We start from the raw sequence: 25378 nt of genomic DNA, 5'->3' as shown, positions 1-25378 counted from the left end.
TGCTACAGCCTGAATCACACCCAGCCGATCCACCTCCCGCCTGCTCATGGTAATGCGCTCCGTCACCATGCCCCTCCAAAAACCAAAAAGGGGACATTTTAAAATTGGGCAGAGGGGACATTACTGCTTTGGGCTAACACTGAGCCACGCCGCGCTGTGACCGGGCGGCGCCATGGCCTATACTCGGCGCCCGTGCGGGCCCATAGCTCAGTTGGTTAGAGCAGTCGACTCATAATCGATTGGTCGCAGGTTCGAGCCCTGCTGGGCCCACCATCTCCCTGAGGGTCCTTTCCAGGCAGCTTAGGAAACACTGTACCCTTGGTGTCACCGCATCCCCTGTGGCACGGCGCCGCCGAACCCCCTAAGCTGAGATGATCAGCAGAGGGAGGCCCCCATGGCCGGCGGTTTCGCAAAGGACGGCGCGGTCCAGGAACAGATCGACGCCAGCGTGAGCGACGAGATCAAGCGCGCGCGCAGCCGCCTGCCGCGCGGCGAGAGCGCGCGCGAGTGTGACGACTGCGGCGCGACGATCCCCGCGGCGCGGCGCGAGGCCGTGCCCGGTGTGCGCCTGTGTGTTGCCTGCCAGGAGCGCGCGGACAGCGAGCAGCGGGCGAACGCCGGCTACAACCGCCGCGGCAGCAAGGACAGCCAGCTGCGCTAGCGGCGGCCCTGCCATGGCTTTTACTGCACCCGGCCCGCGCGCCCTCATCTTCGACCTGGACGGGACGCTGGTCGATTCGCGGCTGGACTTCGCCGCCATGCGGAGGGAGTTGCAGGCGCCGGCGGATGTTGGCCTGCTGGAGCACATTGAAGGACTGCCGACGGACAGGGCAAGGCGCGCCGCGATGGCGGTCGTCCACCGGCACGAGATGGCGGGTGCGGCGGCGGCGACCTGGATGCCCGGTGCCGAGGCCGCCCTGCACACGCTGCACGAGGCTGGGCTGCGCACCGCCATCGTCACCCGCAACAGCCGCCAGGCCGCCCGCCTGACCATGGAGCGCCTGGGCATGCCGGCGATTCCCCTCAAGGCCCGCGAGGACGCGGCGCCCAAGCCGGACCCGGAGGCCCTGCTCGCCCTCGCCGCCGCCTGGGCGCTGGAGCCGGGGCATTGCGCCTACGTCGGGGATTTCCATTTCGATATCGAGGCCGCCGAGCGTGCGGGCATGGTGCCGGTGCTCTATGCGCCGGCCCGCGGGGCGGCACCGGCTGACGCCGCGCGCAGCCACCTGCTGACCGACTTCCGGCACCTTGTGGCCTGGGCCATGACCCCGGCACCATGACCGCTGCGACAGCAATACACGGGGAACCGGGAGGCAACCTTGCCTGAAGCCAGCGACAGGACAACCCCCGCGGAACTCAAGTTCCTGGCCGACCTGTCACAGCCCCTGGTCTACGTCCCGTCGAAAGGCGGCGGCGACCAGACGGAACACCAGGGCAACTTCCGCACGCAGCGGGTCGAGGTTCACGATGCGCGGCAGGCCCTGCCGGCACCCGGCCTCGACCGTGAAGGCTTCGTGCTCGTCGAGCAGCCCAGCGCGGTCGAGGATTTCTACGACGACAAGGCGCTGTGCAGCACCTATCATGGCGAGCTGGCCGACCTCATCAGGACGCTCACCGGCGCCCGGCGGGTCGAGGTCTTCGACGATACCCGCCGCAGCGCCTCCATCGAGACCCAGCGCGAGCGCGGCATCCGCGAGCCGGCGAACATCGTCCACAACGATTACACCGCCGCGTCCGGCCCAAGGCGGCTGGCCGACTTCTTCGCCGACGCCCCGGAGGAGGCCGACGCGCTCCGGCGGCGGCGCTTCGCGATCATCAACGCCTGGCGCCCGATCAACGGCCCGGTCTACGACCAGCCGCTGGTCCTGTGCGATGCCACCAGCATCGCCGATGGCGACCTCGTCGCCATGGAGCGCCGGGCCGAGGAGCGTATCGGCGAGCTGCAGGTCGCCCTCTACAACCCCGCGCAGCGCTGGTACTACTACCCGCGGATGACGCCCGGCGAGGTGCTGCTTTTCAAGACCTACGACTCCGCCGAGGACGGGCGCACACGCTTCACGCCCCACTCCTCCTTCACGGACCCCGGCGCTCCGGACGATGTCCCGGCACGAGAGAGCCTGGAGTCACGCTGCCTGGTGTTTTTCTGACAGAGCCCCCGAAGGGGGGACCGCGACCAGGTCACGCAGCGCCGGTGCGGCACACCTGCCGTTCAGCCGTCGCCGGGCTCGACAAAGCGCGCCAGCCGCTGGCGCAGCTGCGTGTTTTCCCGGGTGAGCCGCTCGCGCTCCCGCAGCAGGTCGACGAGCATGGCCACCGCGACCCAGTCGAGCTCGAGGTCCCGGCGAAGGCGCAGGGCGCAGTTCACCCAGGAGGCCGCAGCGGCGTCGAAGACCCACTCCTCGGGCGTTTCGCCGGCCAGGGGACGGGCGATCTCGTGCTCCACGAGCTCGACAACGAGGGACCGGGCGACGCCCTGCCGGTCACACAGTTCCTGCACTGTCACGCGCAGCAGTTGATCGCTCATGATGCCTCCCCCCAGCCGGCCCGGGGGTCGAAGGCCGCCTTCTCCGCGAGTTCCCCCCAGAGCCGGTCGGCTTCGGGACTGCTCTCGGCGGGCATGACGACCTTGAGCACCGCATACAGGTCACCCCGCCCCGCCGGCCCCACCAGCCCCTTGCCGCGGATGCGAAGCTTCTGCCCCGCCTGGCTGCCGGGCCTGATGGTGAGATTGATCCGCCCGTCGAGCGTCGGCACCAGCACCCTGGCGCCCAGCGCCGCCTCCCAGGGCGCAAGGGGCACGGTCAACAGGAGATTGTGGCCCTCCACGTCGAACACGGGGTGCGGCACCAGGCGAATGTGCAGGTAGAGATCGCCGGCCGCTGCGCCGCCCTCGCCGGGCATGCCCTGGCCCCGCACCCGGATGCGCTGGCCATCGACCACGCCGGCGGGAATCTTCACCTTAAGGGACTTCCGGCTCTGCCGGACCCGCCCCTGCTCGACGACCGGCAGCTCATAGCTCACGGGTTTGCTGGTCTCGGTGACCGTCTCCTCCAGGAACACGGGCAGCTCGATCTCGATGTCCTGCCCGCGGAAGCCGAAGCCCCCCGGGCGTTCAGCGGCGCCACCGAAGATGCTGTTGAAGAACTCGGAGAAGTCGCCGCTGAATTGCCGGTGCCTGCTGCCCGCCGTGGACTGCCAGCCCGGCGGCGGCTCGAAGTCCTCGGGCCGCCGGCCGCCGTAGCGACGCAGTTCATCGTACTCGGCGCGGCGCTCCTTGTCCTTGAGCACCTCCCAGGCTTCCGCGACCTCCTTGAAACGGGCTTCCGCCTCGGCATCCGGGTTGAGATCCGGGTGGTACTTCCGCGCGAGCTTGCGGTAGGCGGCCTTGATGTCCGCCGTTTCCGCATCCTCGGCGACACCGAGAATCCCGTAATAATCCTTGAACTCCACTGCGGCCGTGGCCCTCGCTGCTTTCGCGCGACGCTCTGCGTCGCCGTCGACCTTCATTGTGGTTGATCGGGCCCGGCCGGAAACTCTGGCCGGCCAGCGCAAGCCCGGCGCCGGGCGGGCACCCTGGCGCGTGACTTCGTCGCCGTGCCGACCTACCCTGTGCCCTCGGGCTCTGGCTGCGTGCGCCGCCGGGGACGTCCCAGGCCATCCAACATAAGCTAGGAGACCATCATGCGTCAGCTTATCGCAAGCGCTGTGATCCTCGGCGCGGCAGCGCTGGTCGGCACGAGCGGCCACGCCGAACCTCCCGTGCACCTGGCACCGCCCGGCACCATGGGTGAACTGCCCTTTTCCGAGGCCGTGATCTACGGCGGCTTCATTTTCCTGAGCGGCCAGCTCGGGGTAGACCCGGCGACCGGCAAGCTGGTCGAGGGCGGCATCGGCCCCGAGACGCGGCAGACCATGGAAAACATCCAGGCCACGCTCACCCGCGCCGGCGCCACCATGAACGACGTCATCAAGTGCACCGTGTTCCTGGCCGATATCGAGGAGTGGGCCGCCATGAATGCGGAGTACGTGAAGTTCTTCGACAGGAAGCCGGCGCGCAGCGCCCTGGGCACCGCGGGCGGTATCGCCCTCGGTGCCCGCACCGAGATCGAGTGCCTCGCCGCCGCGCCGGACGACGACGCGGCGTAGGCACCGCATCACCCAAACCGCGCCCCGCTGCGGCCGGGGCAGCGCATCGCCCACCGAACAAGGACCTGCCCATGCCTATCCTCCGCCTCCTGGCCGTATTGACGGCCTGCATCCTCGGCCCCCTCGCCAGCGCCGACGCTGCCGTCGACGACCCGCTCAAGGCCGAGGTCATCGCCTCCGTGGACGCCCAGGCCGAGGCCCTGGCGAACCTCAGCGACGAGATCTGGGGCTATGCCGAGATCGCCTTCCGCGAATCGCAGTCGGCAGACGCCCTCGTGCGCCACGCCGAGGCCCACGGCTTCGCCGTGACCCGCGGCACCGGCGGCATTCCCACCGCCTTTGTCGCCGAGTACGGCAGCGGCAAGCCGGTCATCGGCATCATGGGCGAGTTCGACGCGCTGCCCGGGCTGTCCCAGGCCGCCGTGCCGGAGCGCAGCCCGCTGGAAGAAGGCGCGCCCGGCCACGGCTGTGGCCACAACGTGTTCGGTGCCGCCTCGCTCGGTGCGGCGATTGCCATCAAGGAGCTGATCGAAAGCGGCGAGCTCAAGGGCACGATCCGCTACTACGGCACGCCGGCCGAGGAAAAATTCTTCGGCAAGCTGTGGATGATCCGCGACGGCGCCTTCGAGGGCGTCGACGTGATGATGGACTGGCACCCGGGCGACGAGATCGAGGCCTCGGTGCAGAGCAGCCAGGCGCTGGTCGACTTCCTCGTCGAGTTCGACGGGCAGGCCGCCCACGCCGCGGCAGACCCGTGGAACGGCCGCTCCGCCGGCGATGCGCTGGAACTGTATACCACGGGCATCAACTACTACCGGGAACACGTCAAGCCCACGGTGCGCATCCACTACCACATCATGGACGCGGGCAAGGTGGTCAACGTGGTGCCCGACTACGCCAAGCTCTGGGTACGGGTGCGCGACCGCGACCGCGCCGGGATGGACCCGGTCTACAAGCGGGTTCAGGCGATGGCCGAGGGCGCGGCCATCATGGCGAATGTCGATTACCAGGTCACGCTGATCTCCGGGGTGCATGAGATCCTGCCCAACCGCACCGGCGGCGCGGCCCTGCAGGCCAACCTCGAGGCCCTGGGCGGCATCGCCTATACGGAGGAGGAAGAAGCCTTCGCCAGGGAAATCCAGGCCGCCACCGGCAAGCCCACCGTCGGCATGGATGCCGAGGTGCGCCCGCTGCGTGAAACCGCCGAGAATCCGGACGGCGGCTCCACCGACGTGGGCGATGTCAGCTACAACGTGCCGACCATCAGCCTGTCCGCGCCGATCGCGGGCAAGGACGTGCCCTGGCATTCCTGGGCCGTGGTTGCCTCCGGCGGCATGTCCATCGGCCACAAGGGCCTCGTCTACGCCTCGAAGGCCCTGGCCATGACCATGGTCGACCTCTACGAGAACCCGGACCTGGTCGAAGCCATCAAGGCCGAGTTCCGCGAACGCAAGGGCGACTACGTCTACGAGGGCATCGTCCCGCCGGGACCGCCACCGCTCGATTTCGAGCAGTGAGCGGTGCCCCGTGGATGATGCCGGGGAAGAAAGCCAGCGCGGCGGCGCGGCCAGCGCTGCCGTCAACTGGCCCCTGTTTGCGCTGACGGCGGGCTTCATCACCGCGTTCTGCGGCCTCGCCATCGTCAGCGCGGAAACGCTGAACCGGCTGGTGGATGCCAGCTTCGCCTGGTCGGCGCGCTTCTTCGGCCTCTACTGGCAGTTCCTGCTGCTCGCGACCTTTTTCGTGGGCCTGCTCATTGCCCTGCTCCCGGGGGGGCGTACCGTGCTCGGCGATCGCGAGAAGCCGGAGTTCAGCCTCTTCCAGTGGGGCTCGATGATCATGTGTACGCTGCTGGCCGGCGGCGGTGTATTCTGGGCAGCCGGCGAGCCCCTCGCGCACTTCGTCGATGTGCCCCCGGCGTTCCCGGGCGTGGAGGCCACGACCCGGCAGGCCGTGCCCTATGCGCTGGCGCAGTCCTTCCTGCACTGGGGCTTCCTCGCCTGGGCGATCCTGGGCAGCCTGACCGCGGTGATGCTCATGCACTACCACTACGACGAGGGACTGCCGCTGGCACCGAGGACCCTGCTGTATCCCGTCTTCGGCCGGCACGCCATCGACGGGCCGATCGGCGACCTCGCCGATGCCGTCTGCATCATCGCGGTAGTCGCGGGCACCGTCGGTCCCATCGGTTTTCTCGGGCTGCAGGTGAGCTACGGCCTCGAGGCGCTGTTCGGCATCCCCGACCGTTTCCTGACCCAGGCGGCGGTCATCGGCGTGCTGATGGTCGTCTACCTGGTTTCCGCCGTCAGCGGCATCGGCCGCGGCATCCAGTTCCTGAGCCGGGTGAACATGGTGCTGGGCGGGCTCCTGCTGGTGTTCATCCTCGCCGCGGGGCCCTCCCGCTTCATCTTTGCGAGCTTCTTCTCCGGGCTCGGCACGCACCTCGCCAACTTCTTCGAGCTCGCCCTGTACCGGGGCGACGCCGGGGTCTTCGGCCCCGCCGGCTGGCTGGGCTGGTGGACCGTGTTCTTCTGGGGCTGGTTCATTGGCTACGGCCCGCTCATGGCGATCTTCATCGCCCGGGTGAGCCGCGGCCGCTCGATCCGTGCCATCGTCATCATGCTTTCCGTCACCGCGCCGCTCATCACCATGGGCTGGTTCACCATCCTCGGCGGCGCCGGCCTGGGCCTGGAGCTGGCAGACCCGGGCGTGATCTCGGGGCCCATGGCCGGCCTCAACCTGCCGGCCGCGCTACTGGCGGTCACCCAGGCCATGCCCCTGGGCTTCGTCGTCTCGCTGCTGTTCCTGCTGCTGACGACGATCTTCGTCGCCACCACCGGTGACTCCATGACCTACAGCCTTTCCGTGTCCCTGTCGCGCAGCGACCGGCCCTCGACGGCGATGCGGGTCTTCTGGGGCGGCGCCATGGGCGCCATGGCGCTCGTGCTCGTCTCTCTCGGCGCCGGCGGCATCGGCAAGCTGCAGAGCTTCATCGTGGTCACGGCGGTGCCCGTGTCACTGGTGCTCCTGCCCTCCCTCTGGGACGCGGTGCGCATCACCCTGGCGCGCAGCCCGGTGCGCTGACGCGCCCGCGGCTCACAGCTGCGGCGCCAGCCACTCGGCGTAGGCAAACACGAGCAGGCCCACGAGCAGCCACAGCCCGAGGGCGAACGCTGCGGCGACGAGCCAGCGCATCACGGTTTCTCAAGCCCCGGCACAAGGTTGGCAAGCCGCTCCGGCGGTGATCTGCATCAAGCCCCCGCCAGGCAGCGGGCGGCACAATAGGCGTGTTCTGACATGCTGACCGGCCCTTCACCCATGGCAACGACGACACCGCGAACCGCCATCACGATAGTGACTCGCGACGGCACTGTCGAGCGGCAGAACCGCGCGAGCCGGCAGCTGCTCGGCGACTGCACGGGGCAACGCTGCTGCGAGGTCATGGACGGCCTCGGTGCCCTGGGTGAACGACCGTGCCACCCCGGTTGCGCCGCGCAGCTTCTCGATGAAGGACTGGACAGCCCGGCCGCAGCCAGCGTGCGCCGGGACGGTCAGCAGCACCTGCTCTCGTGCCTGCCGGTCGGCGATAACGTGATCTGTTCGCTGACACCCGGCGGCAACGCTCAACCGGCGGCCTGGCAGTCGATCACGGAGCGGGAACTCTCTGTGCTCGAACTCCTCGCCGCCGGCGAAACGACCGGCAGCGCCGCCAGGCTGCTGGGCCTCAGCACCTCCACGGTGCGCACCCACGTGGAAAAGCTGCGCCTCAAGCTGGGAGCCAGCACCCAGGCCGCCGTGGTCGCCCGCGGCTACCAACTGGGCTATCTCTCCTGAGCTGCCCTGAGCTGCCCTGAGCGGCCCTGAACGCGCCTCACCCATCGGGAAAGTTCCCGGCCACGGGCCGGGAAAAATACCACCCCACCCTCGGTCAATCGGCCGATGTCGCTTGCCCGCTCCGCCGCTAGGGTGGCCGCAGCCAGCGTGGACGCCCCCGGCGTACCGCGCATCAACCGCAGCAGAGGCCACCATGAGCAGCGAACACAGTACGGCGCAGCCGGCGGCGCCTAAGCCCAAGGTCTATATCCACGTCAATCACAAGCAGATCCTGGGCGCCATCGTCGGCAAATACTCGCTCGAGAAGCATTCCGCCCACGCCGACAAATTCGACGTCGAGTTCATCGAGGTGCGCAATCAGCCCTTCCTGCATGCCAAGGAAGGCGAGCTTTACCTGCGCCACGGCGACAAGCGCCCCTGGCTGAACAACGACCTGCAGTCCTTCACGCCGCTGCGCTTCATGCCGCCCGAGCTCATGCGCTACCAGGGGCGCGCGGTGGTGATCGACCCGGACGTGTTCGCCGTCGGCGATGTCTGGGAACTGCTTTCCCGCGACATGCAGGGCATGGCCCTCCTCTGCCGGCCGAAATCCGGCAACAAGGGCAAAGCCGGCGCACTGGCCTCCAGCGTCATGCTGCTGGATTGCGCCCGGCTCACGCACTGGCGGGTGGAGGAGCAATTCAACGAGATGTTCACCTTCGAGCGCGACTACATGGACTGGATCAGCCTGAAGCTCGAAGACCGCAGCCGGATCGGCCTCTTCGAGGACGAGTGGAACGACTTCGACCGGCTGACGCCGCGCACGAAGCTCATGCACACCACCAAGCGCCGGCACCAGCCCTGGAAAACGGGCCTGCCCATCGACTTCCGCCCGGCGGACAAGTTCCGCCTGTTCCCGCCCAAGCACTGGCTGCGCCGGGCGCGCCGGGCAATGTTCGGCGACTATGCCTTTGCCGGCACCTACAAGCGCCACCCGGACCCGGCCCAGGAAGCGTTCTTCTTCCGCCTCGTCAGCGAGTGCCTGGACACCGGCATCATCAGCGAGCAGGACGTTCGCCACGAGATGGCCCACAACCACGTACGCCACGATGCGCTGGACCTGGTGCGCCAGCAGGCCGCCTGAGCGCATCCACCGACGCCGAAAAAGGACTACCCATGAGCCTGATCGACCTCTCGACCCTCGAGGCCTGCGACCTGCAAACGGATCCTTTCGATTACATCGTGGTGCCGGATTTCCTGCCGCCGGACGCCCTGGCGCGGGTGAACGCGGACTATCCGGCCATCGACACCGCCACCAACCACGACCTCGCGGACCTGCACTACGGCACACAGTTCTCGACCTTCCTCGGCGAGCTGCAGACCGATGCCTTCCGCAGGGCCCTGGGCGACAAATTCGGCGTCGACCTGACCCATTGCCCCACCACGATCACAGTGCGCAAGTACTGTGAGCAGAGCGACGGCAACATCCACACCGATCACTGGAGCAAGGTGATCACGGTGCTGGTCTACTTCAACGACAGCTGGGAGCACGAGGGCGGGCGCCTGCGCATGCTGCGTTCGGAGCACGACCTCGAGGACTACACGGCCGAGGTGAAGCCCCTCGGCGGCCAGCTGCTCGCCTTCCGCCGCACGGATCACTCCTGGCACGGCCACAGGCCCTTCGTCGGTGAGCGGCGCATGCTGCAGTACAACTTCCTGTCCTCGAGCAGGCTCGCCCAGCTCAGCCAGAAGGTGAACCGCTTCGGCACTCATTTCGGCAAGCGCGTCCTCGGCATCGGCCACTGAGCCGCCGCGCGCAGACAAAAGACGGAGCCCCAACCATGACAGAAAGTGCCATGACAGAAAGTGCCACGACAGCTGCGAACGGCGCCCCGGCAGCACAGGCTGACCCGAAGCCCTGCGTCTTCATCCACGTGAACCACAAGCAGATCCTCGGCGCGCACGTGGGCGCCAGGTCCCTGCGCTATTTCTCACAGCACAATGACAAGTTCGATGTACGCTTCATCGAGACCCGGGACCACCCCTTCCTGCGCGCCCGGGAAGGCCAGCCCTTCCTGCGCAACGGCGTGTGGCGCAAGTGGCGCATGAATGACCTGCAGTCCTTCACGCCGCTGCGCTTCATGCCGCCCGAGCTCATGGGCTACCGGGGCCGCGCGGTCGTCATCGACCCGGACGTGTTCGCCGTGGGCGATGTCTGGGACCTGCTCTCGCGGGACATGGGCGGCAAGGCCATCCTCTGCCGGCCGCGCAACAAGAAGAACCCGGACATCAACGGCCCGCTGGCCTCCAGCGTGATGCTGCTGGACTGCGCGAAGCTGGCCCACTGGCGTGCCGAGGAGCAGTTCGGCGAGCTGTTCACCGGTGAGCGCGACTACAAGCAGTGGATCACGCTCATGTACGAGGACCGGGCCACCATCGGCCTCCTCGAGAACAGCTGGAATGACCTCGACGTGCTCAACCGCGAAACGCGCTTGCTGCACACCACCCGGCGCTGGACCCAGCCCTGGAAGGCGGGCCTGCCCATCGACTTCGTGCCCGCCGACAAGTTCGACGCGTTCCCGCCCCTGGGCTGGCTCATGTACCTGCGGCGCAAGCTCTTCGGCGACTATGCGTTTCTCGGCCACTACCGCGCGCATCCGGACAAGAACCAGGAGGACCTGTTCTTTGCCCTGCTGCGCGAATGCGTGGAAGAAGGCACCGTGACCGAGGCCATGATCCGTCGGGAAATGGACGCGAACCACGTGCGCAAGGATGCGCCGCTGGTGCTGCGCAAGGCACCGACGCTCGAGCAGGTGATCGCCGCGCTGCCGGCCGCGGCCTGACGCCCCGGTACCCGGTGGCATGGGCCTGTTCCGCACCACGGCAGCCTATGACGAGGCCCTGGCCAGCTGGCAGGGCATCGCGGACCGGCCGGCGCCGGCGAACCTCGCGCGGAGGAACGGCATCCGGGTGCTGGAGAACGGATTCCTGGAGCGCTGGCTGACCAGCGCGCACTGGACCCTTCCGGGGCTGTGGGCCCTGCCGCTGGTGGCCTTCTGCCTGCACCGCGCGCTGGTGGTGGAGGCGCGCACGGCGGCTGCCGTCGCGGGACTGTTCCTGGCCGGCATGCTCGGCTGGACCTTTGCCGAGTACTGGCTGCACCGCTGGCTGTTCCACCTGCCACCTGCCCGCAGCAGGACGCTGCGGGCGATCCAGTTCGGCCTGCACGGCTATCACCACGAGTTCCCCGAAGATCCCCGTCGCCTGGTCGCACCACCGGTCCTCGCGGTGCCCATCGCCTCCGCGCTGGCCGCCCTGGTGGCCCTCCTTTTCCCGGGGCACTGGCCACCGCTGCTGGCGGGCACGTTCTTCGGCTATCTCTGCTACGACTGGGTGCACTACTACACGCACCACGGCCGGCCGCGCTCGGCGACCGGGCGGTTCCTGCGGCGCTTCCACAAGGCGCACCACTACCGCTGCGCGACCAGCCACTACGGGCTGAGCTCGCCCCTGTGGGATGTCGTCTTCGGCAGCTACGACCGCCGGCCGGAGCGCCGGGGACAGGGCGGCACGGCCGAGCCGGTAATACGACAGCACTGAGGCGCGTGCCTCTGACGCGGTGAGAGGTCATACTCGGGGCCCGGCTCCACGCCCGCGAGGACCGCCCCGCCGCCCATGACTGCCACGCCCGAGCCGCGTCCCGCTTACCGCGCCCTCCCGGTGACGGCGGCCGTTGTGGTCGTCCTCGCCCTGGCCTGGTCCGGTGTGCTCGACCGCCCCGCGGACGCCTACCTCGATGCCGCCCTCCTCGGCGCCGGCGCCATCTACGCGACTGCCCGGGCCATCAACGGGCTCGTCTCGGTGCTGCAGGGCACGGAGTTGAGCGTGCCGCTGCTGTCCTTCACCATCGGTGAGTTCCTCGACCCGGTGAATGACCTGGTCGAACGCTTTTCCGCCATGATGATGCTGGCCCTGGGCTCCCTCGCGCTGCAGAAGGTACTTTTCACCCTGGTCACGGACCGGCTGTTCAACGCGCTGCTAACAGTCACCGGCATCGCCGCAGCAGCCGCCTGCACGGGCGGCCCGGCGGCGCTGCGCCGGGGCCTGCTCCTCACTTTCACGGTACTCGCGGCAGCCAGGCTCGCCCTCGTGCTGGCAACGCTCGCTGCGGGCTGGACGGACCAGCTTTTTTTCGCCGGCGAAGAGCGGGCCCGGCACACGCAGATGCAGGATTTCCGCGGCGAGCTCGAGCAGGTCGGCCGCCGCGCCGGTGTCTCCCTCGACGCGGAGCCGGCCGGGGAGGCCAGCGGCCTCGGCGAGCGCCTCCGGGGGGTGAGCGAGTTGCGATCCCAGCTCACCGCGCTCGGCGAGCGGGTGGATGCCTTTGCGGCCAACCTCATCACGCTGCTCGCGGCGCTGCTCCTGAAGACCGTGCTGCTGCCGCTGCTGTTCCTCTACGCCCTGCTCTCACTGGGCCGGCGCGCCCTCCCGCGGCCAGAGTCCCCACGGTGAGCGGGGGCTTGATCGGAATTCCTGCTCACCATCATCGAAAAAAACCGATGGAAAACCGGTTTATGATCGACCTACCCTTAATTCATCTCGTGGCCAGCGTGAAGTCGGCCCCGCCGCCGGGCAACACTGGAGCGCGGCCGGGCCGGGTTACGGGAAAGGGATGGCGAGTAAGTGCTTGCTTATCTCTTGAACGTCAAAAACGCAAGACCTGATAAACCAGGAGGCAACATCCATGGTAAAGAAGACCCTGCCCGCCGCGATCCTCGCGGCCCTCATGTCCGCATCCGCAGGGGCAGACATGCACAACACCGAAGCCGGCATGATGGCCGGAAAGCCGAAGCCGAACAGCTTCTGGTGGCCCGACCAGCTCGACCTGCAGCCGCTCCGTGACCACGCGATCGAGTCCAACCCCTACGGTGACGACTTCGACTACGCCGAGGCTTTCGCCGAGGTGGACTTCGACCAGTTGAAGGCCGACCTGAAGGAGGTCATGACCGATTCCCGGGACTGGTGGCCGGCCGACTGGGGCCACTACGGCCCGTTCTTCGTCCGCATGTCCTGGCACGCTGCGGGCACCTACCGCACGGCCGATGGCCGCGGCGGTGCCGGCGGTGGCCAGCAGCGCTTCGAGCCGCTTGCCAGCTGGCCCGACAACGCCAACCTCGACAAGGCCCGCCGCCTGCTCTGGCCGGTGAAGCAGAAGTACGGCCGCAACGTGTCCTGGGCGGACCTGCTGGTCCTCGCCGGCACCGTGGCCATGGAAGACATGGGCTTCAAGACCTTCGGTTTCGCCGGCGGCCGTGAAGACGACTGGGAGCCGGACCTCGTCTACTGGGGGCCGGAAGAAGAACTGCTCGCCAGCGAGCGCCACGACGAAGCCATGAACCTGCAGCCCGGCCTCGGCGCCACGGTCATGGGCCTCATCTACGTGAACCCCGAAGGCCCCGGCGGCAACGCCGACCCGGTAGCGGCCGCCAAGCAGATCCGCCAGAGCTTCGGCCGCATGGCCATGAACGACGAGGAGACCGTCGCCCTGATCGCCGGTGGTCACACCTTCGGCAAGGTCCACGGCGCCGGCAAGGCGTCCGAGTGCCTCGGCCCCGATCCGGCCGCCGCGCCGGTCGAGCAGCAGGGCCTCGGCTGGAAGAACAGCTGCGGCAAAGGCAACGCCGAAGACACCATCACCAGCGGCCTCGAGGGCGCCTGGACGGCGGCGCCGACGCAGTGGACCATGCTCTACCTGCAGAACCTGTTCGCCTACGACTACGAGAAGGTCGAAAGCCCCGGGGGCGCCGTCCAGTGGATCGCCAAGAACGATGCCACCAAGGACACGGTCGCCCCGGTCGCCGAGGGTGCCGACAAGTCCACGCCGATCATGCTCACGACCGACCTGTCGCTGAAGGAAGACCCGGTCTACCGCGAGATCTCCAAGCGCTTCCTGGACAACCCGGAAGCGTTCGAGCTCGCCTTCGCCAAGGCGTGGTTCAAGCTGACGCACCGCGACATGGGTCCGAAGGCCCGCTACGTCGGCTCCGAAGTGCCCGATGCCGATCTCATCTGGCAGGACCCGCTCCCCGAGGCGGACTACAAGATGATCGACGACGGTGACGTCGCGGAGCTCAAGGAAGCGATCCTCGAGACCGATCTCAGCAACGCCGAGCTCGTGCGCGCGGCCTGGGCCTCGGCGGCCAGCTACCGCAACACCGACATGCGCGGTGGTGCGAACGGTGCCCGGGTCCGCCTGGCCCCGCAGAAGGACTGGCCGGTGAACAACCCGGAGGAACTGGCGAAGGTGCTGTCGGCGCTGGAGGAAATCCAGGAGGACTTCAACAGCGGCCTGTTCAAGAGCAAGAAGGTGTCCATGGCTGACCTGATCGTCCTCGGCGGCGCGGCGGCCATCGAGCGAGCGGCCAGCGAAGCCGGCTACGACATCGAGGTGCCGTTCGTTCCCGGCCGCGTGGATGCGACCGCCGAGATGACGGACGTCGAGTCTTTCGAGCCGCTCGAGCCCCATGCCGATGCGTTCCGCAACTACTATGCCGAAGGCAACCATCTCTCGCCCGCCGAGATGATGGTGGAGCGCGCCGACCTCCTGGGCCTGCGCGTCCCCGAGATGACCGTCCTCGTCGGCGGCATGCGCGCCCTCGGCGCGAACAGCGGCGATGTCGAGCACGGCATCTTCACGGATCGCCCCGGCGCCCTGAGCAACGACTTCTTCGTCAACCTGCTCAGCATGGAGACGAAGTGGGAGAAGTCGGACGACATGGAAGGCATCTACGAGGGCTACGACCGCGCCAGCGGCGAGCTCAAGTGGACCGCCACGCCGGTCGATCTCATCTTCGGCTCCAATGCCGAGCTGCGTGCGATCGCCGAGGTCTACGCCCAGGCCGATGGCGACGAGAAGTTCGTGCAGGACTTCGTGGACGCCTGGGTCAAGGTCATGCGGGCCGACCGCTTCGACCTCGACGAGGCCTGAGCCGCCGCTCGGGGCCCCGGCCCCGCAGCCCTTCGACAAACCCGGCAGCGCGAGCTGCCGGGTTTTTTCTTGCCCGCGGGATCGTCGCAGGGGCTATAGTGAGAGCTGGCCGTCAACCGGTAGCTGAAACGCCCCATGCCCGAGACCGCCGAGCGCCGCTTCCGCCCCCGTATCGGAACTCTTCTCGCACTGCTCGTCCTCGGCACCGTGCTCCTGGTCGCCGGGGCAGTCACCGCCATCAACTACCACTTCGACGCCCGCCCCGGCGAGCTTCGCAAGACCAACCCCTACCTGCTGAGCCTGGTCCGGCAGCGCGGTATCAGCCTCACCCTCGGCAGCTCCGGCGCTACGGTTGTCGGCGCGATCGTGCTGCCCGTCGTCCTGTTTTCGACGCGGCTGATCTCACGCCCGGGGCGAGGACCCGGGCGCGGAAGCGGCACTGCGCACGGAGCTGGAAGCGAAGCAGCGCCAGCTCCGGGAGGATTTCGCCTTCGTCGCCGAGTGCAACGTGGGCGGGGAGACCATGAGCGACGAGGCCATCGAGCGCCTGCACCGTATCGCCGGCCGCAGCTGGCTGCGCACGCTGGACGACCGCCTGGGCCTGTCGCCGATGGAGGCCCTGCGCCTCGCCGATTTCCCGAGCGAGACCCCGCAGTGAGAGCCCCTCCTGGCGGACCGGCCGGAGCACCGCACACCGCGCGAGGATGCCGGCTCGCGCTTCGCCGGCTTCGGCTTCACCATGAAGCCGCCGCCGCTGGAGCAGGACCTGGGCGAGCTGTACAACCTCTCCATCCGGCGCGGGACGCTGACGGCAGAAGACCGCTACCGCATCAACGAGCATATCTCCTCCACCATCGAGATGCTGGAAACCCTGCCCTGGCCGGAAGAACTCGCCCGCGTGCCGGAGATCACCGGCGGCCATCACGAGAAGCTCGACGGCACCGGCTACCCGCGCAGCCTGCCCGGGGAGAAGCTGAGCACGGCGGCGCGGATCATGGCCATCGCCGATATCCTGGAGGCCCTCACCGCGCCGGACCGCCCCTACAAGAAAGGCAAGACCCTGTCGGAATCCCTGCGCATCATGCGTTTCATGGTCCTGGACCGGCACATCGACGCGGACCTGTTCCGCCTGTTTATCGAGCGCGGCCTGCATTACCGCTATGCCGAGGCCTGGATGGACCCTGCACAGGTGGACGCCGTCGACGAGGCCGCGCTGCTCGACGGGCTGCCGGCGACCCGTGCAATGTAAAAGCCCGTTGCCCCGTCTCTGTGGCATGCCGTTGTCGACGGCCGGTCCGGTCCCTGGACTCCACGGACAGCCCCCACAGGACAGCACCCATGAGCACCTCGATCCTCGCCCCCGCTGCAGCACTCGTCGCCTGCACCATCCTGGTCCTGTTCTGGATGGCCGCGCGCCGCTTCCCCGTCTCCGCGCAGGGGTGCTATCGTTGCGCAAAGAATAAGCAGAAGCACGCCAACCGCAAGGGGGACCCTGCATGAGCGAGTTCTTTAGCTACCCGCCTCTCCTCGGGATCGGCGGCCTCGTGGTCGCTTTCTTCATCTACCACCTGCTGCTGCGCCACAACCACGGCGACGGCATCGTCAAGCACATCGGCGACCAGATCCATCTCGGCGCCATGGTGTTCATGCGGCGGGAATACCAGCTGCTCGCGCTCTTCGGTGCCGCGCTGCTGGTCGCCCTTCTCGCATCGCCACTCTCCGTGAACACGGCCATCGCCTTCGTCGTCGGCGCGCTGTCCTCCGCGACCGCCGGCTTCCTCGGCATGTGGGCCGCCACCAAGGCCAATGTGCGAACGGCGGTCGCCGCGCAGAACCACGGCCAGGGCTCCGCGCTGTCCATCGCCTTTTACGGTGGCTCCATCATGGGGCTCTGCGTCGCCTCCCTGGGCCTCATCGGCCTGGGCAGCCTCTATTACTACTTCGGCGGTGACCCGCACACGGCCCACGCCATCCACGGCTTCGGCATGGGCGCCTCGGTAGTCGCGCTGTTCTCCCGGGTCGGCGGCGGCATCTACACCAAGAGCGCCGACGTGGGCGCGGACCTCGTCGGCAAGGTCGAGGCAGGCATTCCCGAGGACGACCCACGCAACCCGGGCGTCATCGCCGACAACGTCGGCGACAACGTCGGTGACATCGCGGGCATGGGCTCGGACATCTTCGAATCCTATTGCGGCTCCATGATCGCCTGTATCGCCATCGCCTCCACCATGGCGGTGGACGCCGACACCCAGGCCGCGCTCATGTTCCTGCCCCTGGCGCTGGCCAGCATCGGCCTCCTCGCGTCCTTCGCGGGCATCGCGGTGATCCGCGCGCGGGCCAGCGCAGCGCCCGAGGCGGCGCTGCGCACGGGAACGATCCTCGCACCGGTGCTGTTTGCCGGCGCGGCCTGGTTCCTGGTCGCAGCCATGGGCCTTGAAAGCAACCTCTGGTGGTCGGTGGTCGCCGGCGCCGTCGGCGGCGTGTTCATCGGCCTGATCACCGAGTACTACACGGGCGGCGGCCCCATCCGGAAGATCGCCGAGTCCGGTGGCACGGGCCCGGCGACGGTCATGATCACCGGCCTCGCCGTCGGCATGCAGTCGGTGGTGCTGCCGATCCTCTTCCTGGCCGGTATCATTTTCGTATCGACGGAGCTGTCGGGGCTGTACGGCGTCGGCATCTCGGCCGTCGGCATGCTGGCTACCGTGGGTATCACCATGGCCATCGACGCCTACGGCCCGGTGGCCGACAACGCCGGCGGCATCGCCGAGATGGCGGGCATGGGTCCGGAGACCCGCAAGATCACCGACGGCCTCGACGAGGTGGGCAATACCACCGCGGCCATCGGCAAGGGCTTTGCCATCGGCGCAGCGGCGCTCGCCGCCATGGCCATCATCGCGGCCTTCGTGGAGACGGTGACCGTCAAGCACCCGGGTTTCGCCCTCGAGCTGTCCAACCCGAAGGTCCTGGTAGGTATGTTCATCGGCGGCACCATTCCCTTCCTCATCGCCTCCATCACCATGACCGCCGTGGGCGATGCGGCCTTCGATATGATCAAGGAGATCCGTCGGCAGTTTCACGAGATCCCGGGGCTTCTCGAGGGCAACGCGGAGCCGGACACGGCACGCTGCGTCGACATCGCCACTACCGCCGCCCTGCGCCGCATGATCCTGCCCGGCGCCATTGCCGTCGCCGCCCCGGTGATCGTCGGCTTCGGCCTCGGCGCCCAGTCCCTCGGCGGCATGCTCGGCGGCGCCCTCCTCGGCTGCGTGCTCCTCGCGCTGATGATGGCCAACGCCGGCGGCGCCTGGGACAACGCCAAGAAATACATCGAGAAAGGGCATCACGGTGGCAAGGGCTCGGACACGCACTCGGCAGCGGTGGTCGGCGATACGGTCGGCGACCCCTTCAAGGACACGTCCGGCCCCTCCATGAACATCCTCATCAACGTCATGGCCATCGTCAGCCTGGTGATCGCGCCGCTGCTCTAGCGGCCTTCACCGCGCCGCAGGCTCAGCGCGCTGCGCAACAGACACGTTCAGCGGACACCGATGAAGCTGGTTATCCAGATCCCCTGCCTGAACGAAGCGGACACGCTGCCGCAGACGCTGGCCGACCTGCCGCGCAGCGTGGCGGGCTTCGACAGCCTCGAGGTCCTGGTCATCGACGATGGCAGCACCGACGAAACCGCCCGCGTAGCCCTCGAGCACGGGGCCACCCGGGTGGTTAGGCACAAGTACAACCAGGGCCTGGCGGCGAGTTTCCAGACCGGCATGGAGACGGCGTTGCGCATGGGCGCTGACATCATCGTCAACACCGATGGTGACAACCAGTACTGCGGTGCGGACATCCCATGCCTTGTCGAGCCCATTATCGACGGCCGCGCGGATATCGTAATCGGGGATCGGCAGGTGAGCAGGAAGCGCCAGTTCGGCCCGGTGAAGACCTGGCTGCAGGGCCTCGGCAGCTCAGTCGTCAGTTCCCTGGCCGGGGCGGAGATAGCGGACGCGGTGTCCGGTTTTCGTGCCCTGTCCCGGGAGGCTGCCTTGCGACTGACGATCCTGTCACGCTTCAGCTACACAACGGAAATGATCATCCAGGCGGGCAACAAGCGGCTGAAGCTCGAATCGGTACCGGTGCGCACCAATACGGTGACCCGGCCACCGAGATTGTTCAAGAGCACACCCTGGTTCATCGCCCTGCAGGCCACCACGATGATCCGCATGTACGCCATGTACCGGCCGATGCGTTTCTTCTTCATGCTCGGCGCCGTCGTGTCCGCTAGCGGGCTGCTCCCAGTCCTGCGCTTCCTCTATTTCTATGTGGTCGGCAGCGGCGCCGGGCACGTGCAATCGCTGGTCCTGGGTGGCGTACTGCTGATCCTGGGTTTCATGCTGTTCGTGACCGGATTGCTCTCCGATCTCATTTCCCAGAACCGGAAGCTTCTCGAGAGTGGACTGGAGCGGATTCGCCGGATGGAACTGGAGCGGGTTCTCGAAAGCGAGCTGCCGTCCGCTGCCACACCAGCATCGCGAAAAACAGAAGCGCCGGCACCAGGTGCAGGCCGACCCGGGGAGACGCAGTCAGGTTGACGGCACCGTAGGAAAAGCGTGTCGACGTGAACAGGAACAGGTAGAGGAAGACGGCGGCAGCCAGCGCGCTGGCCAGCGCCGTCAGCGCCAGGTCCTGCCGTGCGCGAACCAGGTAGAGCACACCGGCCCCCGCCACTACCAGCGCCAGCAGGTGCCAGATATTGAGAACGAACTGGAACAACAGCGCCGGCGCGGCGCGCCCGTCGTAGGCGATCTGGAGCGTCTCCAGGCTGTGGCCCGCCACGGTGAGGTCCCGGGGGAAGAACAGCACCACGGGTATCACCGCCAGCCCCGCCGCCAGCAACAGGCCGAAGACCAGCCTGCGCGGCATTGTGTAAACGGCCACGAGGGGCAGCAGGGTCAGCGCCCAGAAGAACCCCTCGTGCTTCAGCTGCGTCATCATGACGGCGAGAAAAAGTGCCAGCGCCAGGACCCGGAGGTCACGATCCTTCAAGCCCTTCAGCAGTGCCCCCAGGGCCGCGAGGTACACCACCCCCAGCGGCAGATCGGCGTAGCCGGCAAGCGCCACGTGGGCGTTGACCAGGGGCAGGGACATGAGGAGATAGGTAAAGCAGATGGACGTCAAGGGCGAGGCACCGAGCTGCCGTCCCTGGCCGTAGAAGATCAGTGCCAGGGCGATGGCGAACAGGGGCCAGGCCGCGTTTACCGCCACCTCGTCCCAGTGTCCGCCGGCGATCGCAATCCACAGCTGGAGCAGCGGGATGGTCGGCGGGTAGCCCGGGTGGTGATCCGTGAATACGCCCGCCCCGACGCCGCGGGCCAGCCATTCCTTGTTGCTGACGAAAGGCACGAGGCGGGCCTGGTCGTACCAGACGCGGGCCTTGGTCGCCCAGTGCATGGTCACGTCCCAGCCGAAAACCGGGCGGGTGAACGCCTCCGTCGACGCCAGGGCGATATGCAGCAGCGTCAGGGCAGCGAGACAGGCGAAGGCCAGCATCTGCGGCGCGGACAGGCGCTGATCCGCAGGCGGAGGTGCGGATGAATAACGCCCCGAGAACTTCATCGCCAGGGCGCCACAGGGCAGGAGCAACAGGAAGCCAGCGGCAATGAAGGCCGGGGGACGCAGCTCGAGACCGGCGACGTCGAGCAGGCGCAGGAGCAGGGTCGCCCCGAGCAGGCCGAGCAACAGGCCGTAGCCCCAGGTGGCGGGGCCCGCGCCGGGCATACGGTAGCGGAAGACATACCGCGAGAGGCAGACGCCGCCCGCCAGCGGCAGCAACAGAACGAGCAAGGCAGCCAGCTGAGCCATGGTCACCGCACTTTCAGGAGCGCCGAGCCCCGGCCCACGAAAACCGGTGCCACGGGCGGGCCCAGCAGCGACCGGTCCGGATAGGTCAGGCGCCCGTCCGCGACACGATGAGCGGTCGGCGCCAGGAGCAGGAGATAGTCACCCTGCTGCAGGAAGCGCGGTTCCGGCAGCTCGTGGTCACGTCGCCAGTAGACGTTCCGGGGGTAGAGGTGATAGGCCGTGCGCATCCCGGCAAAGTCGCTGGCGCTGGCGACCAGGATGCGGCTGCCATGATCATCACCCAGCGCGTCGGCCACGCGTTCGGCAACGCGTACGTAGGGCGCGTCATCACTGGCGACCGGACGCGGCCCATCGCGCCCGGGCCCGTAGCGGTCGAAGGCTTCCCGCGCGGTAAAAGCCTGCTGGTGCAACCACAGCGCGTCGAGGAGCAGCCAGCAGCAGAGCACCGAGAGGCCGGCGGCGAGCACGCCGCTGCGCGAGGCTCCGGGGAGGCGGGCCAGCAACAGGGCCAGCGCCGCGGCGAGGATCGCGAGCGCGCCGACCGCGACATTCGGCGCCGCGTACACGAGGTCCGTGGCAGCCGAGACGGCCACATTATTGGCGCGCAGTGCCCAGGACCGGACCTGCGTCCACGCCCAGGCGAGGTTCGCGAACAGGGCCGTCACCCCGGGCGGATTGAGGCTCACGGAGGTCAGTTCGACGACGCCATGCGGCTCACCTCCAAGACCCAGGCGGATTGCCTTAAGGGCGCCGCTCCAACCCTCTGCGCGCCCGAGATAGGCCGTGGCACAACCACCGCGGGTGGAACCCAGGACGCCGAGGCGCGCAGCCCCGGCACGATCGGCGGTCTCGGCGGAAAGCAGGATGCGGTCCGGCGGCGGCCCCGCGAAGCAAAGGCTGAGCGTCGGATGCGAATCCGCCGCCACCCCCGCCACCGGCAGGGTAAGCAGCGCATTCCCGGTCGCGTCCAGGGCGACCCGCACACTGCCCTTTCCGCGGTCGACGAGCTGGCCGACGCGGACGGCGGCCTCATCGAGCGGGGCGTCTAAGCGGGTGCCGGGGCCATCCGCACGGTGCAGCACCACCAGGGCGGCCAGCAGCAACGCGGCCGCCACCAGGGCAACAGCGGCGATGGCGGCCGCAAAGGCGAAGTGCGGGCCCGCACGGACTGTCGACGGCACCCTCAAGAACGCGGAGCCTCCGCCGCGACGGTCGCATCCAGCAGCGCGGCGTAGCGGCCGGCGAGGGACCGGCGCGAGTACGCGTCGATACCGGCATCGCCTATCGCGTCGAGCCAGGGCGTCGCCAGCAGTCGCCGGAGCACGGAGCTCACCTCCTTTTCACTCTCGTAACCGGTCGCCCAGCCCGCTTCGCACTCCCGGAGAATGCGCGCCGCATCACCCTGCTCGTGCCCGATGAGCAGCGTCGGCCGGCGCGAGGCGAAATACTCGTAGAGCTTGCCCGGGACCGCACCCTCCGCATCGCGTTCACGATTGACGACCAGTAACAGCAATGATGTCCGACGCATGGCGTCGACCGCCTCCCGGTGGGGCAGATAGGGACACAGCTCGACCTGGTCCGCAACACCATGCGCCTCTGCCGACGCGCGGACCGTGCCGTCGACGGCACCGTACAGGCGCACGCGGATCCGGTCCGCGCCGGCCGCCTCCTTGCGCCGCAGGGCCGCCAGCGCTTTCCAAAGCACCGCGGGATTGCGATCCACCCCCATGGAACCAAAGTAGCTGATCGTGAGCGGCTCGCCATCGCTCATGGCCTCTGCCGGAAAATCCGCGGGATCGAAGCCATTCGGGATGACTTCCACGGAACGGCCGGAGATCTCCTCGAATTGCTCGGCCCAGATGCGGGACACGGTAACGACCCGCGCGGCGCGCTGCGTCACCTGCCGCTCCAGCCGGGCATGGAGCCAGCGTGCCGGCGGCGTAAGGCGCAGCTTGTAGGAGAAGTGGACGCGGGTCCACGGATCCCTGAAATCGGCTATCCACGGTTTCCCGGTAGCAGCGGCGACCTTCAGGCCGATCAGGTGAACGCTGTGGGGTGGACCGTTCGTAATCAGCGCGTCCGCCTGCAGCGACGCCAGTTCGCGCCGCAGGAGCCGCACCGCCGGGCGCACCCAGAAGCGGCGCGGATCGGGTATCAGCAGGTTGCCTCGCGCCCAGGCCGCAAGGCCATCGACGACCCGGGTGTCCCTGCTGCGGTCCTCGCGGATGAAACCGGAATAGACGCGCGCGTCCCGCTGGCGGCCCGTCAGCAATCGGTAGACACCGTAGGGCTCCCAGACGCGCTGCTCGAGCACGCGCTGATCGCCACGCACATCCTGCAGCAGGGACTCGTCGAGCACCGGCCGCTCCGGGTTGGCCGGCGTCAGCACCACGACGTTCCAGCCGAAATCCGGGAGGTATTTCGCCATCTTCAGCCAGCGGTAGACACCGGCACCGCCGCTGGGCGGCCAGTGGTAGGTCACCAGTACCGCGGTTTTCACAGGTCGTTCACCCGCAGCTTGCCGTAGCCGGGCGAGTACTCCCCCGACGCGTTCCAGGCCTGCTCGAAGGGGCGGTTGCAATAGTCCCGTATGGTCACCTGTCGATGCCCGATCTCGACCTCCCGCTCCTGCACGATAGCGCGATAGCTCGCCCGAACGCGCAACCTGCGCGGCTCCAGCTGCAGCAGCTCACAACGCACGTCCGGGTAGCTGATGAACGTATCGACGAACCTGTTCTGCTCAAAGCCCGCCACCCGCGGGACATTATGTGCGCGGGTGCGTCGAAAATCATCGCGCCGTTTCCGCAGCGCCGTGTACTGGTAGGTCCCCGGGTCACGCAACCGAGGGGCGGTCCCGAAGTACAGCTCCACGCCCAGCCTGTCGTTGTGGCTGTGCGAAAGGTTGTGCTTCAGCTGTGAGCTGCAGGCAGCGGTAAGCACAAGGTACAGCGCCGGCGAGCGCGCGATATAGAGACCGGAATCCTCGAAGACGCTCCAGGCAAGCCCGTCGAGGAGATCGGCCGGGGACCCGAAGTGCGTCTCCAGCGCATAGGCAAGGGCGGCAAACCCGTGCGCGACACGCTGCGGCACCGACCCGGCGCAGGGCGCGGTCGGCGGTGCCATGGCCTCGAGGAGCGCGGGCGCCCGCTCCGCACCGGCGAGGGCACGAAAGCACAGGTTGGGCACGGTGCCATCGCGCACCGTGTCCGTGAGGTCGCTGAAATCCAGCGTGTTCTCGTCGAAGAAGGGTGTATCGTCCGCATCACCGTGGTGGCGAAGATGGAGATAGCGGTCCGCCGCGCGGCGGCGGGTGGACAGTTCCCCGCGCGGCAGGAAACGAAACAGGTGCGCCGAGTCACAGTCACCGAACTGTGGCAAGTCGCCCCGTGGTGTACGCAGGGCTTTCACCAGGCCCAGCGCCCTGCCCACCACGGCGCCGATCCTGTCCTGGAGGGAGCGGTCCGCCCCCGCGCGGACCGCGAGAGGGAGGGACCACAACAGCAGCTCGGTACAAAAGGCGTGGTAGGTCGAAGACCCCTCGAAATGCCCGCCATCCGGCAGGAACTGGCGGGAGAGCTCCCGGTCCAGCGCGCCGAACACGTGCGCCGCCCATTCCCCGGCAGGCGCACTGCCGCGGAAAAAGACCGCCGCAAACAGCAGCCCGACCAGCCCCCCCAGGTAATGGTTTCCGGTGTTGCCGCCATTCCACTCCAGGTTTCGCCGCAGGAAATGCCCGTGCTCCCAGAGCTGCGCGGCGAGACGGCGCCGGAAATCGTCATCGAGCAGTGCGCCGCCGTCGATCGCGTTGAAGAGCCAGTAGCTCATCGCCAGGTTGGCCGTGCGCACCCCCACGTCCAGCGCACAGCTCCACTGGATTCCCATGCCCGGCGGGTTGGCCGCGGCAAAATCGAGTACCTGCGCCTGGTACTCCGTCGCGAGCTGCCCGGCGCTCGCGCGTCCCATGCAGGCGCAGGCGGCCAGCTCTGTCAGGTGCAGCAGCCTGCCCAGCTCCATCGGCCGGACCGGGTCGGCACCGGGCCGGCCACGGTGCAGCCGGAACTGCCGGCGTGCGTCCACCCTGGCGGACCAGCGGAAGCCGGAAACCAGGTCACGCTGCCAGTCGACTGGCCGGTAGCCGGGCGCGATCGCCATCGCCCGTGCCCAGGCCGCGCGGCTGGCCGCCAGCTGGTCGGCGCCGACGACCGCCGCCAGCCAGCTCCCGTCCACGGGATCGGTATCCAGGGGGGCACTCTGCGCATAACGATGGCCCTCGAGACCCGGTGACTCGTCCCCGTAGCCGGCCCGCAGCCAACCGCTGCCGAGTACGTCGAAACGGTGCTCGAGCAGTGCCGCGATCCGGCACGCCAGCGCTTCCGGAGCCGGCGGGTTAGCGGCCCGCCGGATAGAATCCGCGAGGTCGCCGGGAAAATCCGCGGGCTCCGCGGGCTGCAGCGAACGCGGCATCCGCGGCACGGCGATTTTTGCCGAGGGCCACCGCTGCAGCGCCTGGCGGAAAAGATAGTCCGCCGGCGAGACGCGCAGGTGATAGAGCAGACGTCGCACTCCCGC

23 protein-coding genes and 1 tRNA gene are annotated in these 25378 nt (G+C 68.3%); 19 read left to right on the top strand and 5 right to left on the bottom strand.

What is annotated here, in order from left to right:
• Nucleotides 1–196 precede the first annotated feature (196 nt).
• The 4 genes from ACX93N_RS05205 to ACX93N_RS05190 all read left to right on the top strand — a co-directional run bounded on the left by ACX93N_RS05205 (nt 197) and on the right by ACX93N_RS05190 (nt 2147).
• A tRNA-Ile gene (locus ACX93N_RS05205) sits at nt 197–273 on the top strand.
• A gap of 121 nt (nt 274–394) precedes the next feature.
• Nucleotides 395–661, top strand: coding sequence for a DksA/TraR family C4-type zinc finger protein (locus tag ACX93N_RS05200; RefSeq protein ID WP_459427336.1), 267 nt, complete (start codon nt 395–397; stop codon nt 659–661).
• 13 nt (nt 662–674) lie between these two features.
• Nucleotides 675–1280: an HAD family hydrolase gene (locus ACX93N_RS05195; protein WP_459427335.1), complete on the top strand. Its 606-nt coding sequence runs from the start codon at nt 675–677 to the stop codon at nt 1278–1280.
• Nucleotides 1281–1319: 39 nt separating this feature from the next.
• Nucleotides 1320–2147, top strand: a complete 828-nt coding sequence (locus ACX93N_RS05190; RefSeq protein WP_459427334.1) for a CmcJ/NvfI family oxidoreductase — start codon at nt 1320–1322, stop codon at nt 2145–2147.
• Nucleotides 2148–2209: 62 nt separating this feature from the next.
• Here ACX93N_RS05190 and ACX93N_RS05185 read toward each other — a convergent pair whose 3' ends face one another.
• Together ACX93N_RS05185 and ACX93N_RS05180 are read right to left on the bottom strand one after the other, a co-directional pair.
• Nucleotides 2210–2524, bottom strand: a complete 315-nt coding sequence (locus ACX93N_RS05185; protein WP_459427333.1) for a chaperone modulator CbpM — start codon at nt 2522–2524, stop codon at nt 2210–2212.
• A complete protein-coding gene (locus ACX93N_RS05180) occupies nt 2521–3507 on the bottom strand; it encodes a DnaJ C-terminal domain-containing protein (protein WP_459427332.1) in 987 nt (328 codons plus the stop codon). Before ACX93N_RS05180 ends, ACX93N_RS05185 begins: the two co-directional genes overlap by 4 nt.
• A gap of 174 nt (nt 3508–3681) precedes the next feature.
• Here ACX93N_RS05180 and ACX93N_RS05175 point away from each other — a divergent pair, with 174 nt between their 5' ends.
• From ACX93N_RS05175 to ACX93N_RS05105, 15 genes are all read left to right on the top strand, one after another.
• The gene (locus ACX93N_RS05175) at nt 3682–4146 is read left to right on the top strand and encodes a Rid family hydrolase (protein ID WP_459427331.1); all 465 of its coding nucleotides are present in this window, start codon (nt 3682–3684) and stop codon (nt 4144–4146) included.
• 71 nt (nt 4147–4217) lie between these two features.
• Nucleotides 4218–5663: an amidohydrolase gene (locus ACX93N_RS05170; RefSeq protein ID WP_459427330.1), complete on the top strand. Its 1446-nt coding sequence runs from the start codon at nt 4218–4220 to the stop codon at nt 5661–5663.
• Between the two features lie 10 nt (nt 5664–5673).
• Nucleotides 5674–7230: a BCCT family transporter gene (locus ACX93N_RS05165; RefSeq protein ID WP_459427329.1), complete on the top strand. Its 1557-nt coding sequence runs from the start codon at nt 5674–5676 to the stop codon at nt 7228–7230.
• Between the two features lie 234 nt (nt 7231–7464).
• A complete protein-coding gene (locus ACX93N_RS05160; RefSeq protein ID WP_459427328.1) occupies nt 7465–7980 on the top strand; it encodes a response regulator transcription factor in 516 nt (171 codons plus the stop codon).
• A 193-nt stretch (nt 7981–8173) separates the two neighbouring features.
• Nucleotides 8174–9103: a hypothetical protein gene (locus ACX93N_RS05155; RefSeq protein WP_459427327.1), complete on the top strand. Its 930-nt coding sequence runs from the start codon at nt 8174–8176 to the stop codon at nt 9101–9103.
• A gap of 32 nt (nt 9104–9135) precedes the next feature.
• Nucleotides 9136–9765 (top strand): 2OG-Fe(II) oxygenase, encoded by a 630-nt coding sequence (locus ACX93N_RS05150; protein ID WP_459427326.1) that lies wholly within the window; start codon nt 9136–9138, stop codon nt 9763–9765.
• Between the two features lie 50 nt (nt 9766–9815).
• Complete coding sequence (locus ACX93N_RS05145; RefSeq protein WP_459427325.1) at nt 9816–10802, top strand: hypothetical protein; 987 nt, start codon at nt 9816–9818, stop codon at nt 10800–10802.
• A 19-nt stretch (nt 10803–10821) separates the two neighbouring features.
• Entirely contained in the window at nt 10822–11559 is a 738-nt protein-coding gene (locus ACX93N_RS05140; protein ID WP_459427324.1) for a sterol desaturase family protein, read from the top strand.
• Between the two features lie 75 nt (nt 11560–11634).
• Nucleotides 11635–12471 carry a hypothetical protein gene (locus ACX93N_RS05135; protein ID WP_459427323.1) on the top strand — a complete coding sequence of 279 codons (837 nt, stop codon included), beginning with the start codon at nt 11635–11637 and terminating at the stop codon, nt 12469–12471.
• A gap of 232 nt (nt 12472–12703) precedes the next feature.
• Complete coding sequence (gene katG / locus ACX93N_RS05130) at nt 12704–14947, top strand: catalase/peroxidase HPI (protein ID WP_459427322.1); 2244 nt, start codon at nt 12704–12706, stop codon at nt 14945–14947.
• A gap of 523 nt (nt 14948–15470) precedes the next feature.
• Nucleotides 15471–15605, top strand: coding sequence for a hypothetical protein (locus tag ACX93N_RS05125; protein ID WP_459427321.1), 135 nt, complete (start codon nt 15471–15473; stop codon nt 15603–15605).
• Between the two features lie 81 nt (nt 15606–15686).
• The gene (locus ACX93N_RS05120; RefSeq protein ID WP_459427320.1) at nt 15687–16196 is read left to right on the top strand and encodes an HD-GYP domain-containing protein; all 510 of its coding nucleotides are present in this window, start codon (nt 15687–15689) and stop codon (nt 16194–16196) included.
• 89 nt (nt 16197–16285) lie between these two features.
• A complete protein-coding gene (locus ACX93N_RS05115) occupies nt 16286–16447 on the top strand; it encodes a hypothetical protein (protein WP_459427319.1) in 162 nt (53 codons plus the stop codon).
• Nucleotides 16444–18438, top strand: coding sequence for a sodium-translocating pyrophosphatase (locus tag ACX93N_RS05110; RefSeq protein WP_459427318.1), 1995 nt, complete (start codon nt 16444–16446; stop codon nt 18436–18438). The genes ACX93N_RS05115 and ACX93N_RS05110 overlap by 4 nt, the downstream gene beginning before the upstream one ends.
• Nucleotides 18439–18498: 60 nt before the next feature.
• Nucleotides 18499–19539 (top strand): glycosyltransferase family 2 protein, encoded by a 1041-nt coding sequence (locus ACX93N_RS05105; protein WP_459427317.1) that lies wholly within the window; start codon nt 18499–18501, stop codon nt 19537–19539.
• A gap of 1272 nt (nt 19540–20811) precedes the next feature.
• Here ACX93N_RS05105 and ACX93N_RS05100 read toward each other — a convergent pair.
• From ACX93N_RS05100 to ACX93N_RS05090, 3 genes are read right to left on the bottom strand one after another with little or no spacing between them, the layout of a single operon-like run.
• On the bottom strand, nt 20812–21996 hold the full coding sequence (locus ACX93N_RS05100; RefSeq protein ID WP_459427316.1) for a hypothetical protein: 1185 nt from the start codon (nt 21994–21996) through the stop codon (nt 20812–20814).
• On the bottom strand, nt 21993–23309 hold the full coding sequence (locus ACX93N_RS05095) for a glycosyltransferase (RefSeq protein ID WP_459427315.1): 1317 nt from the start codon (nt 23307–23309) through the stop codon (nt 21993–21995). The genes ACX93N_RS05100 and ACX93N_RS05095 overlap by 4 nt, the downstream gene beginning before the upstream one ends.
• Complete coding sequence (locus tag ACX93N_RS05090) at nt 23306–25372, bottom strand: heparinase II/III family protein (RefSeq protein WP_459427314.1); 2067 nt, start codon at nt 25370–25372, stop codon at nt 23306–23308. Before ACX93N_RS05090 ends, ACX93N_RS05095 begins: the two co-directional genes overlap by 4 nt.
• Nucleotides 25373–25378 lie beyond the last annotated feature (6 nt).

The sequence above is a fragment of the Pseudohaliea sp. genome, from assembly GCF_054552115.1.
The sequence above is the reverse complement of the archived record's forward strand: the minus strand, read 5'-3'. Positions and strand labels throughout refer to the sequence as shown.